Source organism: Pseudomonas sp. FW306-02-D09B, from assembly GCF_058782685.1.
The window spans coordinates 91,426-111,990 of sequence record NZ_JBYSXY010000011.1 but is presented as its reverse complement, the minus strand read 5'-3'; the positions used below and the strand labels follow the sequence as shown (position 1 = coordinate 111,990).

The following is a 20,565-nucleotide window of genomic DNA, read 5'->3' as shown; positions in this document are numbered from 1 at the left end:
ATGACTCAGGCGTCCACCATCGCCATCGCCTCCTCGACATCCACGGCTACCAGACGCGAACAACCAGGCTCGTGCATCGTGACCCCCATCAATTGGTCGGCCATTTCCATGGCGATCTTGTTGTGGGTGATATAGATGAACTGCACCGTTTGCGACATCTCTTTCACCAATCGGGCATAGCGTCCAACGTTAGCGTCATCCAAAGGTGCGTCAACTTCGTCGAGCATGCAAAACGGCGCCGGGTTCAGCTTGAAGATCGCAAAAACCAGCGCCAATGCCGTCAGGGCTTTTTCACCGCCTGACAGCAAATGGATGGTGCTGTTCTTCTTCCCGGGCGGACGCGCCATGATCGTCACCCCTGTATCGAGTAGATCTTCGCCCGTCAGTTCCAAATAAGCGCTGCCTCCACCGAAAACTTTTGGAAAAAGCGCCTGCAATCCACCGTTAATCTGATCAAAGGTATCTTTGAAGCGATTGCGGGTTTCCTTGTCGATCTTGCGAATGACGTTTTCCAGGGTGTCGAGCGCTTCCACCAGGTCAGCGTCCTGAGCATCCAGATAACGCTTGCGCTCGGACTGCTGCTGGTACTCGTCGATAGCCGCGAGGTTGATCGCGCCCAGTCGCTGAATTCGCGCAGCAATGCGCTCGAGCTCTTCTTCAGCGTCTTTTTCGTTCGCTTCAGCCACCAGAGTGGCGAGCACCCCCTGCAGGTCATAGCCGTCTTCGAGCAATTGATCCTGCAAGGTCTTGCGGCGCACGGTCAGGGCCTGCCATTCCATGCGCTGCTGTTCAAGTTGACCACGGATCAGCTGTGATTGCTGCTCGGCCTGGCTGCGGCGTTTCTCGGCATCACGCAATTCGCGGTCGGCATCTTCCAGGGCGATCTGTGCGGTTCTGAGTTCTTCGTCGACGCTCATGCGCTTGTCGAGCAACTCTTCAAGCTTGAGCCGCAACTCTTCCAGCGGCGCTTCGCCCTCCTCCAGATTAAGACTGAGCTGCTCGCGCTTTTCAGTTAGGCGCTCGGACTGCAATTCCAGCCGTTCCAGTGCCTGACGGGTTGAATCGTGTTGCGCCTTGAGCGAGCCCAGACGCACCGCCAATTGGTGCGCATGGTCTTTATGCTGACGGGCCTCCTGCCGCACCCGATCCAGGCGTTCGCGCAAGCTGTCGCGCTGAGCCAGCAGCAATTCGCGCTGTTCGGTGTCGATCGCCATGCTGTCGAGGGCTTCCTGCAATTGCAGGCGCGACTCGCCAATCTGTTCATGCTCCAGCGCACGCTGCTCCGCCAGTTCACCGAGCTCTTCGTCGAGCCGTGTGCGGCGCAGCATCAGTTGCTCGGCCTTGGCTTTGCCGGCCGACAACTGAGCTTTCAATTCGCCTTGCTGGCGCGCTTCGTCCTGCAGCAAACGGCGCAGGTGTTCGCGGCCATTCTCTTGCTGACGCTGCTGGGCGCGCAGGTTTTGCAAGGTGGTTTCCAGCGTCTCGACGGTGGCTTCACGCTCTTCGCGCTCAAGCCCCAGACGCTGGATTTCCTGCCCGCGCGCCAACATGCCGCTCTCGGCCTCACTGGCGCGGCGCACCCGCAAAAAGTGCCGCCCAACCCAGTAGCCATCACGGCTGATCAGGCTTTCGCCAACCGACAATTGCCCACGCAGCGACAGCGCTTGTTCAAGACTGTCCACCGGTTTGACCTGCCCCAGCCACGGCGACAGATCGATCTGCGCCTCAACTTTGTCGAGCAGGCTGCCGGGGATCCGCACTCCATCGCTGGCCGGGCTGAGCAAACGCAGATCGCCTTGGGCAAAGCCGGACAGATCGAAGCCCGCGAAGTCATCGACCAGCACGGCTTGCAGGTCGGCACCGAGCACGGTTTCCACCGCCAGCTCCCAACCCGCCTCAACCTTCAAGCCTTCGGCCAGACGCGGGCGTTCGGCCAGATGCTGTTCACGCAACCACTCGGCGGCGCCGGTGCCCGGATCGAGCGCCGCTTGCTGCAACGCCTCCAGCGAGGCCAGGCGCCCGTTGAGCCGTTGCAAGTCACCCTGCGCCTGCTGCTGGTTTTGCAGGGCCAGTTGCAGTTCCTGACGCAACTGCTCAAGCCGCTCGACCTGCGCTTCTTCGCTGGCCTGCAAATCTTCGAGGGTCGCTTCACTGGCGGCGAGCTGTTCACTCAGATCGAGAATCGCCGCGTCTTCCGGGGCTGCCGACAACAGGTCGCGCTCTTCGGCCAAGCGACGTTGGCGCTCGGCCAGGCGTTCCATGCTGGTTTCCAGCTGCTGGATGCGCGACTGCTGGACTTCAGCCTGACGCCGTGGCTCGGCCGAGCGCAGGTTAAAACTGTCCCACTGCTCCTGCCAGCCGTGCATGGTGGTTTCGGATTCTTCCAGCGCGGCGGCGGCCTCTTCAGCGGCGGCGCTGGTGACTTCCTGCTCAGGCGTGAGCAGGTCCAGCTCTTCGCCGAGAGTTGCCAGCAAGGTGCGGTCGTGGCCCAGGTGCGACTCGGTTTCCAGGCGCGAACGCTCGGCTTCCTTGAGGTCATCCTGCAACTGACGCAAACGCTGCTGGCCGTGCTGGATGCTTTGCTCGACCCGGGCGATGTCGCCGCCGACCGAATAGAAACGTCCCTGCACCAGATTGAAGCGCTCAGACAGGTCGTGATGACCGTCGCGCAGCCGCTCGATGCTCGCATCGGCATTGCGCTGTTCAGCGACCAGGGCTTCGAAACTGATTTCCTGGTTGCCAATGATTGCTTCGCGCTGGCCAACCTGTTCGTTCAATTCCTGCCAGCGTAGCGCCGACAGTTGTGCCTTGAGCTGACGCTCTTCGGCTTTGTATTCCTGATACTTTTCGGCCGCCTGGGCCTGACGATGCAAGCGTTCGAGCTGACGTTCCAGCTCATCACGCAGATCGGTCAGGCGGGCGAGGTTTTCGTGGGTGCGACGGATGCGGTTTTCGGTCTCGCGCCGGCGCTCCTTGTACTTGGAGATCCCCGCCGCTTCTTCAATGAAGTTGCGCAGGTCTTCCGGCTTGGACTCGATCAGCTTGGAGATCATCCCTTGTTCGATGATCGAGTAGCTGCGCGGGCCCAGGCCGGTACCGAGAAAAATGTCGGTGATATCGCGGCGACGGCATTTGGTGCCGTTGAGGTAATACGTGGTCTGGCTGTCGCGGGTGACTTTGCGGCGAATGGAAATCTCCGCGTAAGCCGCGTATTCACCGAGCAACGTGCCGTCGGAGTTGTCGAAAACCAGTTCGATGCTTGCCTGGCTCACCGGTTTGCGACTGGTAGAGCCGTTGAAGATGACGTCGGTCATCGACTCGCCGCGCAAGTTCTTGGCCGAGCTCTCGCCCATCACCCAGCGTACGGCGTCGATGATGTTCGACTTGCCGCAACCGTTGGGCCCGACCACCGCCGCCATGTTACTGGGGAAGTTCACCGTGGTCGGGTCGACGAAGGATTTGAACCCCGCCAGTTTGATGCACTTGAGCCGCACGCTCAGGCAACCGGCAAGGCAGACAGCACCAGATCGCAACTGCGCCGGGCATAAGCCGAGAGCACGACGCGAATCTCTGGCAGATCACGAGCCAGCACGGCCGCGAGCAAGCGCTCGAACAGCTCGAGGAACTCACTCATCTCGGCCTTGCGCTGTTCCAGGGCGAGAAAATACGCACGGCTCATGGCCGGTTGCAGGTTCTCGACGGTTTCCTGCAAGTACGGATTATTGGCGAATGGGTACGCCGCGCGCATCACGCTGAAGCTGTCTTCGACAAAGGCGCGGATGTCCTGACGCTCGTAACTGGCGATCAGGCGCTGCTGGATTTGCACGAACGGCGCCATGTCGGCCTGAACCTGCCAGCCACTGGCCACTGAATTACCAAGCAGGATGTACAGCTCGCTCATCAGCGTGCACAGGCTCTGCACCTTGTGTGCGGTGAGTTCGGTCACATGAGCACCACGACGCGGCAAGATGGCGATCAGGTGCCGGCGCTCGAGAATCAGCAAGGCTTCGCGAACCGAGCCGCGGCTTACATTGAGGGCCAGCGTGACCTTCTGTTCCTGGATGCGCTCTCCGGGCTTGAGGTCGCCGCGAATGATGCGTTCGGCGAGGTGGTGAGCAATTTGCTCGGCGAGGCTGTCCGGCGCCTTGAACGTCATGGTTTTCCTTCAAACTCTTCGATCTGTACAAGCGGCGCAGTGTAGCGCACTTGCGGGGTGATGGCGCAGGGCCAAGCCAGCGGAATTTGGCACGATTCAAGCAAAAAGCGAGGTATCCCGAGAGGGTCAATAATGAAATAAGCCACTGTTGATCGGCAAAAGCGATTTTTCCTGACCCCCAAGTCAGAAAATCATTGACCGAAAGGTCAGACCTGATAAATTCAGGTTCGTCGGTTAACAACAATAATGAGTCTGCGAGGCCTTCCGTGATCCAGTTTTTACTTAACCAGGAACTCCGTAGCGAGCACGCCCTGGACCCAAACCTGACCGTGCTCAACTATCTGCGCGAACATTTGGGCAAACCCGGTACCAAAGAAGGTTGCGCCAGCGGTGACTGTGGCGCGTGTACGGTGGTGGTCGGTGAATTGCAGACCGATGACAACGGCCGCGAACACATTCGCTATCGCAGCCTCAACTCGTGCCTGACGTTTGTTTCGTCACTGCACGGCAAACAGCTGATCAGCGTCGAAGACCTCAAACACCAAGGCAAGCTGCACAGCGTGCAAAAAGCCATGGTCGAGTGCCATGGCTCACAGTGCGGCTTCTGCACACCGGGCTTTGTAATGTCATTGTTCGCGCTACAGAAAAACAGCGATCACGCCGATTCCCACAAAGCTCACGAAGCCCTCGCCGGCAACCTCTGCCGCTGCACCGGCTACCGGCCGATCCTCGCCGCCGCCGAACAAGTGTGCAGCGCCAAACAGCCCGACCAGTTCGATGCTCGCGAAGCCGAAACCATCGCTCGCCTGAAAGCCATTGCTCCGACCGACACCGGTGAACTGAACAGCGGCGATAAACGCTGCCTGGTGCCACTGACCGTCGCCGATCTGGCCGACCTCTACGACGCCTATCCGCAAGCCAAACTGTTGGCCGGCGGTACCGACCTGGCGCTGGAAGTGACCCAGTTCCACCGCACGCTGCCGGTGATGATCTACGTCGGCAACGTCGCAGAAATGAAGCGCATCGAGCGCTTTGACGATCGCCTGGAAATCGGCGCCGCCACCGCCCTCTCCGACTGCTACGATGCCCTCGAGGCCGAGTACCCGGACTTCGGCGAATTGCTGCAACGCTTCGCCTCCTTGCAAATCCGCAATCAGGGCACCCTCGGCGGCAACATCGGCAACGCCTCGCCGATTGGTGACTCACCTCCGCTGCTGATCGCCCTGGGCGCACAGATTGTTTTGTGCAAAGGCGAAACCCGCCGCACGCTGGCACTGGAAGACTATTTCATCGATTACCGGGTCACTGCGCGCCAGGAAAGCGAGTTCATCGAAAAGATCATCGTGCCGCGTGCCAGCGCGGAACAACTGTTCCGCGCCTACAAGGTCTCCAAGCGTCTGGACGATGACATTTCCGCGGTCTGCGCGGCATTCAACCTGCGCATCGAAAACGGCGTGGTTGCCGACGCCCGCGTCGCGTTCGGCGGCATGGCCGCGACGCCGAAACGCGCGAAAAGCTGCGAAGCCGCACTGCTCGGCGCGCAGTGGAGTTCACTTTCTCAAGGGCAGACAACGGTCGAACGTGCCTGCGCCGCCCTTGCGCAAGACTTCACACCGCTCACGGACTTCCGTGCGAGCAAGGAATACCGCCTGCTCAGCGCGCAGAACCTGCTGCGTAAATACTTCATCGAACTGCAAACACCGCACATCGAGACTCGGGTGACCGCTTATGTCTAACCATCACAAAGTCGAGAAGACCCAAGCCGAACTGGCCGAACTGTTTGCCAAGGACCTGACCACCGGTGTCGGTCGCAGCGTCAAGCACGACAGCGCCGACAAACACGTGTCCGGTGAAGCGCAGTACATCGACGACCGGCTGGAATTCCCGAATCAGCTGCACGTTTACGCGCGACTCTCGGACCGTGCCCACGCGAAAATCATCAGCATCGACACTAAGCCCTGCTACGCCTTCGAAGGCGTGCGCATCGCCATTACCCACGAGGACGTACCGGGCCTGAAAGACATCGGCCCATTGTTGCCGGGCGACCCCTTACTGGCCATCGACGACGTGCAATTCGTCGGTCAGCCGGTGCTCGCGGTGGCCGCGAAAGACCTGGATACCGCGCGCAAGGCGGCCATGGCCGCGATCATCGAATACGAAGATCTGGAGCCGGTGCTCGACGTCGTCGAAGCCTTGCGCAAACGCCATTTCGTGCTCGACAGCCACACCCACAAGCGCGGCGACTCGGCCACTGCGCTGGCGACTGCCGAGCACCGGATTCAAGGCACGCTGCACATCGGCGGCCAGGAACACTTCTATCTGGAAACCCAGATCTCTTCGGTGATGCCGACCGAAGACGGCGGCATGATCGTCTACTGCTCGACCCAGAACCCCACCGAAGTGCAGAAACTGGTGGCGGAAGTACTCGACGTCTCGATGAACAAAATCGTCGTCGACATGCGCCGCATGGGCGGTGGTTTCGGCGGCAAGGAAACCCAGGCCGCCAGCCCGGCCTGCCTCTGCGCGGTGATCGCGCACCTGACCGGACAGCCGACCAAAATGCGTCTGCCACGGGTCGAAGACATGCTGATGACCGGCAAGCGTCACCCGTTCTACATTGAATACGATGTCGGCTTCGACGACAGCGGACGCCTGCACGGCATCCAGCTGGAACTGGCCGGCAACTGCGGTTGTTCACCGGACCTGTCGGCGTCGATCGTCGACCGGGCGATGTTCCACTCGGACAACTCGTACTACCTGGGCGACGCGACCATCAACGGTCACCGCTGCAAGACCAACACCGCGTCGAACACCGCCTATCGCGGCTTTGGCGGCCCGCAAGGAATGGTCGCCATCGAAGAAGTGATGGACGCCATCGCCCGTCATCTGGGCCTCGACCCGCTGGCGGTGCGCAAGGCCAACTACTACGGCAAGACCGAGCGCAACGTCACCCATTACTACCAGACCGTCGAACACAACATGCTCGAGGAAATCACCGCCGAGCTGGAAGAAAGCAGCCAGTACGCCGAACGCCGCGAAGCGATCCGCCGCTACAACGCCAACAGCCCGATCCTGAAAAAAGGCCTGGCGCTGACCCCGGTGAAATTCGGTATTTCCTTCACCGCCAGCTTCCTCAACCAGGCCGGTGCGCTGATTCACGTCTACACCGACGGCAGCATTCACCTGAACCACGGCGGCACCGAAATGGGCCAGGGCTTGAACGTCAAAGTCGCGCAAGTCGTGGCCGAAGTGTTCCAGGTTGAAATCGACCGTGTGCAGATCACCGCGACCAACACCGACAAAGTGCCGAACACCTCGCCGACCGCCGCGTCCAGCGGTGCCGACCTGAACGGCAAGGCTGCGCAAAACGCCGCCGAAATCATCAAGCAACGCCTGGTGGAATTTGCCGCGCGCAAGTATGCGGTCAGCGAAGAAGACGTGGAGTTTCACAACGGCCACGTGCGGGTTCGCGATCAGATCCTGACCTTCGAAGAACTGATCCAGCAGGCGTATTTCGCCCAGGTGTCGCTGTCCAGCACCGGCTTCTACAAGACTCCGAAAATCTACTACGACCGTAGCCAGGCACGCGGCCGGCCGTTCTACTACTACGCGTTTGGCGCAGCCTGCGCCGAGGTGATCGTCGACACCCTCACCGGCGAATACAAAATGCTCCGCACCGATATCCTGCATGACGTCGGCGCCTCGCTGAACCCGGCCATCGACATGGGCCAGGTCGAAGGTGGCTTCATCCAGGGCATGGGCTGGCTGACCATGGAAGAGCTGGTCTGGAATGCCAAGGGCAAACTGATGACCAACGGCCCGGCCAGCTACAAGATCCCGGCGGTCGCCGACATGCCGCTGGATTTGCGGGTCAAGCTGGTGGAAAACCGCAAGAACCCGGAAGACACGGTGTTCCATTCCAAAGCCGTGGGCGAACCGCCGTTCATGCTCGGCATATCCGTCTGGTGCGCGATCAAGGATGCGGTGGCGAGCCTGGGCGATTACCGACATCAGCCGAAAATCGACGCACCGGCCACACCGGAGCGGGTGTTGTGGGGCTGTGAGCAGATGCGCCAGTTGAAGGCGGTGAAAGCCGTGGAAGTCGAGACCGAACTGGCTTCGCTGTAAAGACCGCGTCGCGGCCAATCGCGAGCAGGCTCGCTCCCACAGGGTTATGTGCTGATTGTTGGACCTGTACAAATCCAATGTGGGAGCGAGCCTGCTCGCGATGAGGCCCGAACAGACAACGCAGATGTTGAGGTGAACATGTACAACTGGATCGACGCCCTCGCCGACCTGCAAAACCAGGGTGAACCCTGCGTGTTGGTGACCATCATCGAAGAGCTCGGCTCAACGCCGCGCAATGCCGGCTCGAAGATGGTCGTCAGCGCCACGCAGGCGTTCGACACCATCGGTGGCGGGCACCTGGAATACAAGGCCATGCAGGTCGCCCGGGAGATGCTTGCCAGCGGCAAACAGGACACCCACCTGGAGCGTTTCACCCTCGGCGCCAGCCTCGGTCAATGCTGCGGCGGCGTCACGGTGCTGCTGTTCGAACCCATGGGCCAGGTACAGGCACAGATCGCCGTATTTGGTGCCGGCCACGTCGGTCGGGCGTTGGTGCCGTTGCTGGCCAGCCTGCCCTGCCGGGTGCGCTGGATCGATTCGCGGGAAGCCGAGTTCCCCGAACAGATCCCCCACGGCGTGCGTAAAATCGTCGCCGAAGAACCGGTGGACGAAATCGACGACCTGCCCGCTGGCAGTTACTGCATCGTCATGACCCACAATCACCAGCTCGACCTGGAACTCACCGCGGCAATCCTCAAGCGCAACGACTTCGCCTACTTCGGCCTGATCGGCTCGAAGACCAAACGGGTGAAGTTCGAACACCGCCTGCGCGAGCGCGGTTTCGACAATGCCGTGCTGCAACGCATGCGCTGCCCGATGGGCCTGGGTGAGGTCAAAGGCAAGTTGCCGGTGGAAATCGCCATCTCCATCGCCGGCGAAATCATCGCCACCTATAACGCGAATTTCGGCCAGCACGGCGCGAAAGCCGAACCTATTGCCAAACTGCTGCCCGCCTCACGCCGCAGTCACGCTTCGAACTAAAAAAGCCACGAACCGAGAACGACAATGCCTTTGACTCGCAAAGCCTACCGTGCCGCCATTCTGCACAGCATCGCCGACCCAGCCGTGGTGGGTATCGAAGCCTCCTACGAGTATTTCGAAGACGGCTTGCTGGTGACTGAAAACGGCCAGATCAGTGCCGTCGGCCCTGCCTGCGAACTGCTCGCCAGCCTGCCCGCCGACATTCAAGTCAACCATTACCAGGATGCGCTGATCACGCCGGGCTTCATCGATACGCACATTCACCTGCCGCAAACCGGCATGGTCGGCGCGTACGGCGAACAATTGCTGGATTGGCTGAACACCTACACCTTCCCGTGTGAAAGCCAATTCGCTGACAAGGCCCACGCCGAAGAAGTCGCCGGTATCTTCATCAAGGAACTGCTGCGCAACGGCACCACCACCGCGCTGGTGTTCGGCAGCGTGCACCCGCAATCGGTGGACTCGTTCTTCGAAGCGGCACGGACGCTCGACCTGCGGATGATCGCCGGCAAGGTGATGATGGACCGCAACGCCCCGGATTACCTGACCGACACCGCCGAATCCAGCTATGTCGACAGCAAGGCGCTGATCGAACGCTGGCACGGCAAGGGTCGCCTGCACTACGCAGTGACGCCACGTTTCGCACCGACCAGCACCCCGGAACAACTGACCCTGGCCGGCCAGTTGCTCAGCGAATACCCCGACCTGTACATGCAGACCCACATCAGTGAAAACCTGCAGGAAATCGAATGGGTCAAGGAACTGTTCCCGGAGCGCAAGGGCTACCTGGACGTCTACGACCACTACAAATTGCTCGGTGAACGCTCGGTATTCGCGCACGGCGTGCACCTGTGCGATGACGAATGCGCACGCCTGGCCGAAACCGGTTCGGCGATCGCCTTCTGCCCGACCTCGAACTTCTTCCTCGGCAGTGGTCTGTTCAACCTGCCGATGGCCGAGAAGCACAACCTGAACGTCGGCCTGGGCACTGACATCGGTGGCGGCACCAGTTTCTCACTGCTGCAAACCCTGAACGAAGCCTACAAAGTCATGCAGCTACAAGGCGCACGCCTGAGCCCGTTCAAATCGCTGTACCTGGCAACCCTCGGCGGTGCCCGCGCACTGCGCCTGGAAGACAAGATCGGCACCCTGCAACCGGGCACCGACGCCGACTTCCTGGTGCTGGACTACAACGCCACGCCGCTGCTCGGCTATCGCCTGAAACAGGCCAAGAGCATCGCCGAGACGCTGTTTGTGCTGATGACATTGGGGGATGACCGAACTGTTCTGCAAACTTACGCGGCGGGGAATCTGGTGCACCAGCGCTAAGCCCTTCTGAAACAAAAATCCCCCGCTGCCTTGAGAAACAGGCAACGGGGGATTTTTTTGTGTCTTTAAGACCGCTTTCGCGAGCAAGCCCGCTCCCACATTAGATTTATGCCAGACCACAGATAGTGGATTCAGCACATAACGAGTGTGGGAGCGGGCTTGCTCGCGAAAGACGCAACTCGGTGGCTCTGACTCGACTCAGAGTTTGGCGGTTGGCCGCCCCGGCTTTTTGGTCTGCAACAGGTGCGAGAACACCGCATGCAAATCGTCCGAGGCGCTTTCTTCGTCGAGGTTGAGCTTGCTGTCGATGTGATCCATGTGATGCATCATCAGGTTCACCGCCAGGTCGGCGTCGCGGGCCTCGATGGCGTCGATCAGCTGAGTGTGTTCATCGTAGGAACAGTGCGAGCGGTTACCGCTTTCATACTGGGCGATGATCAACGAAGTCTGCGACACCAGGCTGCGCTGGAAGCTGATCAGCGGGGCGTTCTTCGCCGCCTCGGCCAGCTTCAGGTGGAACTCGCCAGACAGCCGGATACCGGCACCGCGGTCGCCACGGGAGAAGCTGTCGCGCTCGTCGTTGACCATTTGCCGCAGCTCGGCAATCTGTTCGGCCGTCGCGTGTACGACTGCCAGTTCAGTGATCGCCTTCTCGACCAGACGCCGCGCCATGAATACCTGACGGGCCTCTTCGACACTCGGGCTGGCAACCACGGCACCCCGGTTGGGACGCAACAGCACCACGCCTTCGTGGGCCAGACGCGACAGCGCGCGGCGAATGATGGTGCGACTGACCCCGAAAATTTCTCCCAGCGCCTCTTCGCTCAACTTTGTACCGGGCGCCAGGCGCTGTTCGAGGATGGCCTCGAAGATATGCGCATAGACGATATCGTCCTGGGTTCCGCTGCGGCCGGCTTTGCCTGCTCGCGGTTGTTTCTTGAGGGGCTGCAACTGTTCGTTCATGGGCACTCGAGTCGGGAGAACTGCGGCGAATTGACTGTGACTGTAATACGGCACAGAGGGTCGCTGGCAAGTATTGCGTAAAAAACACAGCACATTGTACACAACCGCTGGTGGCAACACGACTGTACGGCCATATACGCCCCCGGCTGTATTGCAACGAGCTGCCACGTTTAAGTTTAGGCTTGAACACTTGGCCCGTGGCGAGGGAGCTTGCTCCCGTTGGACTGCGCAGCAGTCCTGAAACCTGCCGACTCGTTTATTCAGATAACCTCGCTCACACATTACGACCGCTGCGCGGCCGAGCGCGAGCAAGCTCCCTCGCCACACGGGTAGCTGCGGACTTTATTCGTATATCAAGAACAAGGAACACTGCGCCATGACCGACGCCACTCACGCGCAACTTCGCCCATTGGCCGACACTTCACCTTCGGCCATCGTCGCCGGGTTCATCGCCATGATGACCGGCTACACCAGCTCGCTGGTGCTGATGTTCCAGGCCGGCCAGGCGGCGGGCCTGACCAGCGGGCAAATTTCATCGTGGATCTGGGCGATTTCGATTGGAATGGCCGTGTGCTCGATCGGTTTGTCCTTGCGTTATCGCACACCGATCACCATCGCCTGGTCGACGCCCGGCGCGGCGCTGCTGATCACCAGCCTTTCGGGCGTGACCTACGGCGAGGCGATTGGCGCTTACATCACCTGCGCTGTGCTCGTCACCCTTTGCGGCATGACCGGCAGTTTCGAACGCTTGGTCAAACGCATTCCCGCGTCACTGGCGGCGGCGTTGCTGGCGGGGATTCTGTTCAAGATCGGCAGCGAAATTTTCGTCGCTGCCCAGCACCGCACGGGCCTGGTATTGGGGATGTTTTTCACCTATCTGGTGGTCAAGCGCCTGTCGCCGCGTTATGCGGTGCTGGCGGCGCTGCTGATCGGCACTGCATTGTCCGGCGTCATGGGCCTGCTGGATTTCAGCGGTTTTCATCTGGAAGTGGCCACCCCGGTCTGGACCACCCCGCACTTCTCCCTCGCGGCGACCATCAGCATCGGCATTCCATTGTTCGTGGTGGCCATGACCTCGCAGAACATGCCCGGCATCGCCGTGTTACGCGCAGATGGCTACAACGTGCCGGCCTCGCCGCTGATCACCACCACCGGCATCGCCTCACTGTTGCTGGCGCCATTTGGCTCCCACGGGATCAACCTGGCAGCGATCAGTGCCGCAATCTGCACCGGGCCACACGCCCATGAAGATCGCAACAAGCGTTACACCGCGGCCGTCTGGTGCGGGATTTTCTACGGGATTGCCGGGGTCTTTGGCGCAACGCTCGCAGCGCTGTTCGCCGCCTTGCCAAAAGAGCTGGTGCTGTCGATTGCCGCGCTGGCGCTATTCGGCTCGATCATCAACGGCCTGAGCATCGCTATGGCGCAAGTGAAGGAGCGTGAAGCGGCATTGATCACCTTTATGGTCACTGCGTCGGGGCTGACGCTGTTTTCCATTGGCTCGGCATTTTGGGGAATTGTGGCGGGGGTGATTACGTTAATGATTCTGAATTGGCGCAATGCCTGAAATGCAAAAAAAAACGGCGACCTTCAGGTCGCCGTTTTTTTGAACATCAGGCTACCGGATTGATCGGCTTTTCCGGGTACCAAACGTCCAGCAACGGGCTGACTTCTACGCTGGTCAGCTCGGTGCGGGCTTTCAGCCAGGCTTCAACGGCGGCGCGTTGTTCAGCGCTGACCGAGCCACGTTTTTGCAGGCAAACCAGACCGTAGTCGTCGCCGCCAACGTAGCCGAGGCCGTTAGCTTCCATGGCTTCTTTCAGAAACGCGTCGAGGAAAGCGTCAACAGCCTCATCAGCCAGATCTTCTTTGAAATCCAGGTTCAGTTCGAAACCCAGCTCTTGAAATTCATCGACGCAGAGTTTTTTGCGCAGACGCTGGGAACGGTTAGTCGCCATTGGAACAATCCTCAAAAGTAATAACGGGCGGCACTTTAGCAGTTTAAGCCGTGGTTTGCCCGATTCTCTGGCGGCTTGCGCCTACCGCCGGTAAAAAAATAGCGGATTCGGCCCTTTGGATACGGCACAAGCCGCTACTCCTTGGGGCATAATGCCGACACTTTCGCGACCACCGAGGGAATTTATTCTCATGCCCTCATCTTTTTCCCCCTCGGCAGTAGGGTTTTATTTCAGATGATCAAATCTTTGCGTCCATTGCTTCTCGCCAGCCTGCTTGTACCGCTGGCCTTCCCTGTTTCCGCTGCCCCGGTCAACACCACCCTGCCACCCAGCGTTGAAAAAGCACTCAAAGCCAGCAAGCTGCAGGACAGCGCCCTGTCGCTGGTGATGATCCCACTCAACGGCCCGGGCACACCGACCATTTTCAACGCTGACGTTTCAGTCAATCCGGCCTCGACCATGAAACTGGTCACTACCTACGCCGCGCTGGAAATGCTTGGCCCGAACCACCAGTGGAAAACCGAGTTCTACACCGACGGCACCCTCAATGGCGGCATCCTGCACGGCAACCTGTACCTCAAGGGTGGCGGCGACCCAAAGCTGAACATGGAAAAACTCTGGCTGCTGATGCGTGACCTGCGAGCCAATGGCGTGCAGCAAGTTACCGGTGACCTGGTGCTGGACCGCAGCTTCTTCGTCCAGCCGCAACTTCCCGAATTCAATGACGATGGTAAAGACGAGAACAAGCCGTTCCTGGTCAAGCCCGACGCGCTGATGGTCAACCTCAAGGCCTTGCGCTTCGTAGCTCGCAACGACTCGGGCAAGGTGCTGGTGTCGGTCGAACCACCGATCGCCAGTATTCGCATCGACAACCAGGTCAAAGCGCTTAGCGGCAAACAGTGTTCCGGGGGCGTGCGCTACAACCCGGTAACCCAGGCCGACGGCAGCGTGAGCGTGACCGTTGCAGGCCAGTTGGCCGACGGCTGCAGCTCGCAGACGTACCTTTCGCTGCTCGATCATGCGACCTACACCGCCGGCGCCGTACGGGCAATCTGGCAGGAACTGGGTGGCAGCATCCAGGGCAAGGATCGTCTGGCCGCCGTACCAAAGGATGCCAAGGTACTGGCGCGGGCGTTCTCGCCGGACCTGGCGGAAATCATCCGCGATATCAACAAATACAGTAACAACACCATGGCTCAGCAGCTGTTCCTCAGCCTGGGCGCGAAATACCGTACCGATGCCGATGCTGACGATGCAAAAGCCGCACAACGCGTAGTGCGTCAGTGGCTGGCGAAGAAAGGCATCACCGCGCCGCACCTGGTGATGGAGAACGGTTCGGGCCTGTCGCGTGCCGAACGGGTCAGCGCCCGTGAAATGGCGAGCATGCTGCAGGCTGCCTGGAGAAGCCCGTACTCGGCCGAGTTCGTCAGCTCGCTGCCGATCAGCGGCATGGACGGCACCATGCGCAAACGCCTCAAGACCACCGCGATGCGGGGTGAAGCACACGTCAAGACCGGCACCCTGAACACTGTGCGCGCCATCGCCGGCTTCAGCCGCGACAACAATGGCAACACCTGGGCAGTGGTTGCGATCCTCAACGATCCGGCACCTTTTGGTGCGCATACGGTGCTCGATCAGGTGCTGCTGGACCTGTACCGCCAGCCGAAACTGGCAACGACCGAGTCGGCGCTTTAACGTCTTTCAGATCAATCATGTGGCGAGGGGGCTTGCCCCCGCTGGGTTGCGCAGCGACCCCAAGATCAGTGAATGCGGTTTTTCAGACGTAATGTGTCAGACGGTTTTACGACGGCTTCGCCGCCGAACGGGGCGGTTCGGCGTTCCGACAAGCCCCCTCGCCACAAAAGCTTGTGCGTACCGGCCTACACCAGTTCCATCTCAACCCGATCCCGCCCGGCCTGCTTCGCCGCATAAACCCCCGAGTCAGCGCGCAACAGCAAGGCATCAGCCCCCTCCCCGGAACGCCAACTGGCGATACCAAAGCTGGCAGTCACCGTGCCCAGGCCCTCGATAGGCGCATTGCGCAAGCTCTGCCATAGCTCGACGGCCAACGTATGGGCATGCTGCCCGTCGGTGTCCGGACACAACACCATGAATTCCTCGCCTCCCAGGCGACAGAACACATCGGTGCGCCGCAAGCGTTGGCGAATGCGCTGACAGATCGCCTGCAACACCCGATCGCCTGCCGCATGGCCGTACACATCATTGATACGTTTGAAGTGATCGATATCCAGCATGATCACCGCCAAGTCCCCGACACCTCGCTCGACCCGGGCCATTTCCATGGTCAACCGCTCCTGGAAATAGCGTCGATTGTGAATGCCGGTCAGCGAGTCGGTCACCGACAAGGCGCGAAGCTCTTCCTCGACCCGCTTGAGGTCGGAAATATCCGAAATGTAGCCATGCCACAACACCCCGCCGCCGGGCAGTTCTTCCGGCGTTGCCTCACCGCGTACCCAACGCAGACCACGGACCGGCAACTGAACGCGGTACTCTTCGCGCCACGGGCTGAGCTTTAACGAAGAGACCCGGATCGAGGCACGCACCCGAGCGACATCCTGCGGATGGATCCGCTCGAAAATGGCCTCGGCGTTCTGTTGCAGTACGTCCGGGTCGATTTCGTAAATATCGCGAATGCCATCACTGGCGTAGATCACACTGAAGCGCCCGTCTGCCGCCATCTTGAATTGATAAATGCCGCCCGGCACATGAGCGCTGAGTTTCTTGAGCAGTAAATCGCGCGCGGCCAACGCTTCATGCACGCGTTTACTCTCGGTAATGTCGATGCAGATCGCCAGATTCCCGACCCACAGCCCCTGCTCATCAAGCACTGCGGTGGCGAGCATGTTCACCGTCAGATGGCTGCCGTCCTGGCGCACCAAGGTCCATTCACGCGCTTCATGCCCACCCGCTTTGCCACCTTCCACCAGCATCGCCTGACAGCCCGGCACCGGCTTGCAGTAACGCTGACTGAGTTCCACGGCTCGCGCTTCCAGCTCAGCGGGCAGATGCAGGCTTTCCAGGGTCGCCTGTCCCAACACATCGACACTGCGATAGCCGAGCATATGCTCGGCACCGGCATTGAACGTTGTGATCACACCGCGCAGGTTGGTGGCAATCACCGCCACTTGGGTCGCCGCGGCCAGTACCCCGCGTAATTGACCATGAGCGCCGCTCAACTCCTGTTCTCGCAGGCGCAACTCGCGGGTACGTTGCTCGACCAGCGCCAGCGCTCGTTGCCGTTGACTGACCAGAATGTAGAGCAAGGCACTGAGCAGCACGCTCAACAGCGTCCCCATCACGATCAGGCTGGCAACTGCCGAATGAGTGGCATGTTCAAACACGCTGCTGGTACGAATATCGAGATCGTAGACATGTTCGCCCAGTCGCAACATCGAGCTGTAATGCAGCGGCTGATTCGCCACCGGGTTGGTAGATTCGTAGAGCGCTTGCGCCTGAGCGCCCTGTGCCCGATCACGAATCTGCACCACAAGGTTGTCCTGCCCGGGCAACGGAAAACCATCGACTACCAACTGACGCATGCTGATCACTGCCAGCACATAACCAAGGGGCGTAGCGTCATGAGCTGACGCTGCGGTACCGCGCAAAACCGGCTCGACCAGCAGCACGCCATGGGCATATTCAGGATCGACGCCAATCAGCAGCGTGGGCTCGGACACCGCCATCGCGTTGAGGGTGCGGGCCCTTTCCAGAGTTGCCCGACGTGTCGGTTCCGAGAGCAAATCAAAACCCAGCGGCGCGGCTTTTGAGCCTAGCGCCTGGCTGTACAACACCGGCGCGTATTCATCGCGCAAGGCGGCAGGTTGCAGCTCTGCGGAAGGTGTCAGATCGCGGATGGAAAATCCTGCTTTACCTTGTTCGCGCACCCGTTGCTCGAACGCGGAACGCTCACTGCGGGCAACCAGCGGCGCCCAGGCGTAGGCCTGAGTCCTGTGCAACAGTGCTTTGGTAAAGCCGTCGAACTCCTCACGGGAAACCGACTCGGAGTTGACGAAGAATCGCCGCAGGCTATCAAGGCGCTGCTCCTGATCGTCGAAACGCTCGGCAATCCGGCTCTTGCGCTCGCTGACCAGCATTTGGAAACGCTGTGCCATCTGCTGATGCTGCGCATTGAAGCTGGCCCAGGCGAGCAGCCCCGTCAGTACGCCCCCGGCCAGCAACACCAGCAGCGCAACGAGCCAGGCCGAAACATCTTCACTGATCAAGCCCAGGATCTTGGGTCGTACGGCGTGCAACGGCATAAGCGAAACTCAAAACGCCAGCGTGCTTTGGCGTCACCTTGGCTTTGAGTGATGTTATAGCCATTAGCCATTAGATTAGCCAGCGTAAAAAGACCACAGAACCTCGAAAAATCAAGGCTCTGTGGATCCAATCAGGCCTCAGCGCGCCATGATTTTCCAGGCGCGATGGATCTTGCCGTTGCGGGCAAAGTCCGGGTCGATGGTTTGTGCGGTGATCTCCTCGACGGCATAGCGCGCCGTGAGGTTTTCTTCGAGCTGGAACTTGCGGAAGTTGTTGGAGAAATACAACACACCACCCGGCGCCAGGCGGGCCATGGCCAGGTCCAGCAACTGCACGTGGTCACGCTGCACGTCGAAGATCCCTTCCATGCGCTTGGAGTTGGAGAAGGTCGGCGGATCGATAAAGATCATGTCGAACTCGTCACGGTTGGCTTCCAGCCAGGCCATCACGTCGCCCTGCTCCAGACGGTTCTTGTCGGAGAAACCGTTCAGCGACAGGTTGCGACGCGCCCAATCCAGGTAGGTTTTCGACAGGTCGACGCTGGTGGTGCTGCGCGCGCCGCCCTTGGCTGCATGAACGCTGGCGGTTGCGGTGTAGCAATACAGGTTGAGGAAGCGCTTGCCGGCGGCCTCTTTCTGAATCCGCAAACGCATTGGACGGTGATCCAGGAACAGGCCGGTGTCGAGGTAGTCGGTCAGGTTGACCAGCAACTTCACGCCGCCTTCGTTCACCTCGGTGAACTTGCCCTGCGCGCTCTGGCGCTCGTACTGCTTGGTGCCGCTCTGACGCTCGCGACGTTTGACGACCACGCGGTTTTTGTCGATGTTCAAGGCCTGCGGAATGGCTGCCAACGCATCGAACATCCGCGCCGAGGCTTTTTCCGGATCGATCGACTTCGGCGCCGCATATTCCTGCACGTGGACCCAGTCGTGATACAGGTCGATGGCCATGGAGTATTCCGGCATGTCGGCATCGTAAACGCGGTAGCAGTCGACACCTTCACGCTTGACCCACTTGCCCAGCGCCTTGAGGTTTTTTTGCAGGCGGTTGGCAAACATCTGCCCGCCTTCGCTCAGACGTGGCTGTTCAATAACGGGAGCCGGTGCCGGCGCAGGCTTGATCGGGTTGCCGTTCTTGTTGTACTGACGCTCTTGCGGCTCGGCCGGCGACTGATCATAAGCCGCCTGCTCGCGTTCGGCCTGACGCTGCTCCGGGGTACGACGCTCCCCTGTGACGAACTGGTCCGGCAGTACTTTGATCAGCAGCAATTTGCACGGCAAGGCGCCGTTCCAGAACGAATACTGTTTGTGGCTGCGAATACCCATGCGCTTGCCCAGGTCCGGTGCGCCGGTGAACACCGCCGCTTCCCAGTTCAGGCAGGCCTGGCGCAGACGCTCGCCGAGGTTCTGATAGAGATAGAGCAAGCTCGCCTCGTCGCCCAGACGCTCGCCGTACGGAGGGTTGCAGATCACCAGGCCTTTCTGGTTCTGGTCCGGACGCGGCTCGAAGGTTGCGACTTCACCCTGGTAGATCTTGATCCACTCACTCAGGCCTGCGCGCTCGACGTTATTGCGGCCCGGTTGAATCAGCCGTGGGTCGGCTTCGTAACCGCGAATCCACAGCGGCGGCTTGGCCAGACCGGCAGCGGCGCGGGCGACGGCTTCTTCGTGAAGTTTTTTCCACAGCGCCGGCACGTGACCGAGCCAGGCGGTGAAGCCCCACTGCTCGCGACGCAGGTTCGGCGCCATGTCGGCAGCGATCATCGCGGCTTCGACGAGGAATGTACCGACACCGCACATCGGGTCAGCCAGGGCGCCGCCTTCAGCCGCAATGCGTGGCCAGCCGGAGCGGATCAGAATCGCTGCCGCGAGGTTTTCCTTCAGCGGCGCCGCACCTTGCTGCAGGCGATAGCCGCGCTGGTGCAGGCTGTGGCCGGATAGATCGAGGGACAGAATCGCTTCGCCACGGTCCAGGCGCAGGTGAATGCGCAGGTCCGGATTGAGCTTGTCGATGGACGGACGCTCACCCGATGGGGTGCGCAGCTTGTCGACGATGGCGTCCTTCACTTTCAGGGCGCCAAAGTGCGTGTTGTCGATGCCCGAGCCGTGACCGCTGAATTCGACGGCCAGGGTGCCGTCATTGAGCATATGGTCTTGCCACTCGATATCCAGCACGCCGTGGTACAGGTCTTCGGCATCCTTCATCGGGAAACGCTTGAGTACCAGCAGCACCCGGTTGGCCAGACGCGACCACAGGCACAGGCGATAAGCCGTTTCCATGTCGGCCATGCCGCGCACAGCCGACGTGTGCTCACGCGCTTCCTCAAGGCCAAGCCCGACGGCTTCCTCGATCAGCAGGCCTTCGAGGCCCTTGGGGCAAGTGAGGAAGAGTTCGTAACGATCCGACATGGGAGTTCCAGGGCCTTTAGCAATAAGTGAACGGGCAACGCATTGACCGCTCGGTTTTCAATCAAGCGCTTTTCTTGAAGAGCGCTCGCGTGGCACGAAAGTGTGCCGCCCCACCCTGGCCGCTCACCCAACCAACCGGTTGAATGAGCTTAGATGCCAGGGCAGATAAAAAATTCTGTGCAACAAAATGTCATAACTCGACCCTTCGTCGAATAGTACCCGAGTGCAACGGGTGGACATTTTTACTCAATCATTAGCCTCATCATCCAGTGAAAGGCTGATCATAGCGAGCTTTGGTCAATGAACACGGGAATTACATCGTGTTACTTATGGCCTTAGCATCATTATCGTTACGTCCTTA

General features: G+C 60.2%; 12 protein-coding genes. 6 read left to right on the top strand and 6 right to left on the bottom strand.

What is annotated here, in order from left to right; all coding sequences use genetic code 11:
• Window positions 1-5: 5 nt before the first annotated feature.
• The gene (smc, locus tag AC3WK5_RS18900; protein ID WP_103315359.1) at window positions 6-3,494 is read right to left on the bottom strand and encodes a chromosome segregation protein SMC; all 3,489 of its coding nucleotides are present in this window, start codon (window positions 3,492-3,494) and stop codon (window positions 6-8) included.
• A 2-nt stretch (window positions 3,495-3,496) separates the two neighbouring features.
• Window positions 3,497-4,156 (bottom strand): GntR family transcriptional regulator, encoded by a 660-nt coding sequence (locus AC3WK5_RS18895; RefSeq protein ID WP_103315360.1) that lies wholly within the window; start codon window positions 4,154-4,156, stop codon window positions 3,497-3,499.
• Between the two features lie 266 nt (window positions 4,157-4,422).
• Here AC3WK5_RS18895 and xdhA point away from each other — a divergent pair, with 266 nt between their 5' ends.
• The 4 genes from xdhA to guaD all read left to right on the top strand — a co-directional run bounded on the left by xdhA (window position 4,423) and on the right by guaD (window position 10,594).
• Window positions 4,423-5,892 (top strand): xanthine dehydrogenase small subunit, encoded by a 1,470-nt coding sequence (xdhA, locus tag AC3WK5_RS18890; RefSeq protein ID WP_103315361.1) that lies wholly within the window; start codon window positions 4,423-4,425, stop codon window positions 5,890-5,892.
• On the top strand, window positions 5,885-8,284 hold the full coding sequence (gene xdhB, locus AC3WK5_RS18885) for a xanthine dehydrogenase molybdopterin binding subunit (protein WP_103315362.1): 2,400 nt from the start codon (window positions 5,885-5,887) through the stop codon (window positions 8,282-8,284). Before xdhA ends, xdhB begins: the two co-directional genes overlap by 8 nt.
• Window positions 8,285-8,422: 138 nt before the next feature.
• Window positions 8,423-9,265, top strand: a complete 843-nt coding sequence (gene xdhC / locus AC3WK5_RS18880) for a xanthine dehydrogenase accessory protein XdhC (RefSeq protein WP_103315363.1) — start codon at window positions 8,423-8,425, stop codon at window positions 9,263-9,265.
• Between the two features lie 24 nt (window positions 9,266-9,289).
• Window positions 9,290-10,594, top strand: coding sequence for a guanine deaminase (guaD, locus tag AC3WK5_RS18875; protein WP_103315364.1), 1,305 nt, complete (start codon window positions 9,290-9,292; stop codon window positions 10,592-10,594).
• A 198-nt stretch (window positions 10,595-10,792) separates the two neighbouring features.
• Here the strand turns inward: guaD and AC3WK5_RS18870 are convergent, their stop codons facing one another.
• The gene (locus tag AC3WK5_RS18870) at window positions 10,793-11,557 is read right to left on the bottom strand and encodes a GntR family transcriptional regulator (RefSeq protein ID WP_103315365.1); all 765 of its coding nucleotides are present in this window, start codon (window positions 11,555-11,557) and stop codon (window positions 10,793-10,795) included.
• A gap of 376 nt (window positions 11,558-11,933) precedes the next feature.
• On the opposite strand from AC3WK5_RS18870, the gene AC3WK5_RS18865 reads away from it, so the two are divergent.
• Complete coding sequence (locus tag AC3WK5_RS18865) at window positions 11,934-13,124, top strand: benzoate/H(+) symporter BenE family transporter (RefSeq protein ID WP_103315366.1); 1,191 nt, start codon at window positions 11,934-11,936, stop codon at window positions 13,122-13,124.
• 46 nt (window positions 13,125-13,170) lie between these two features.
• On the opposite strand, the gene AC3WK5_RS18860 is transcribed toward AC3WK5_RS18865, so the two are convergent.
• Window positions 13,171-13,515 (bottom strand): YggL family protein, encoded by a 345-nt coding sequence (locus AC3WK5_RS18860; RefSeq protein WP_054593237.1) that lies wholly within the window; start codon window positions 13,513-13,515, stop codon window positions 13,171-13,173.
• A 234-nt stretch (window positions 13,516-13,749) separates the two neighbouring features.
• Between AC3WK5_RS18860 and dacB the strand changes: the two genes are divergently transcribed.
• Window positions 13,750-15,210: a D-alanyl-D-alanine carboxypeptidase/D-alanyl-D-alanine endopeptidase gene (gene dacB, locus AC3WK5_RS18855; RefSeq protein WP_103315367.1), complete on the top strand. Its 1,461-nt coding sequence runs from the start codon at window positions 13,750-13,752 to the stop codon at window positions 15,208-15,210.
• A gap of 185 nt (window positions 15,211-15,395) precedes the next feature.
• On the opposite strand, the gene AC3WK5_RS18850 is transcribed toward dacB, so the two are convergent.
• Both AC3WK5_RS18850 and rlmKL read right to left on the bottom strand, forming a co-directional pair.
• Window positions 15,396-17,795, bottom strand: a complete 2,400-nt coding sequence (locus AC3WK5_RS18850) for a sensor domain-containing diguanylate cyclase (RefSeq protein ID WP_103315368.1) — start codon at window positions 17,793-17,795, stop codon at window positions 15,396-15,398.
• Window positions 17,796-17,933: 138 nt separating this feature from the next.
• Window positions 17,934-20,204, bottom strand: a complete 2,271-nt coding sequence (gene rlmKL, locus AC3WK5_RS18845) for a bifunctional 23S rRNA (guanine(2069)-N(7))-methyltransferase RlmK/23S rRNA (guanine(2445)-N(2))-methyltransferase RlmL (protein WP_103315369.1) — start codon at window positions 20,202-20,204, stop codon at window positions 17,934-17,936.
• Between the last annotated feature and the right edge of the window lie 361 nt (window positions 20,205-20,565).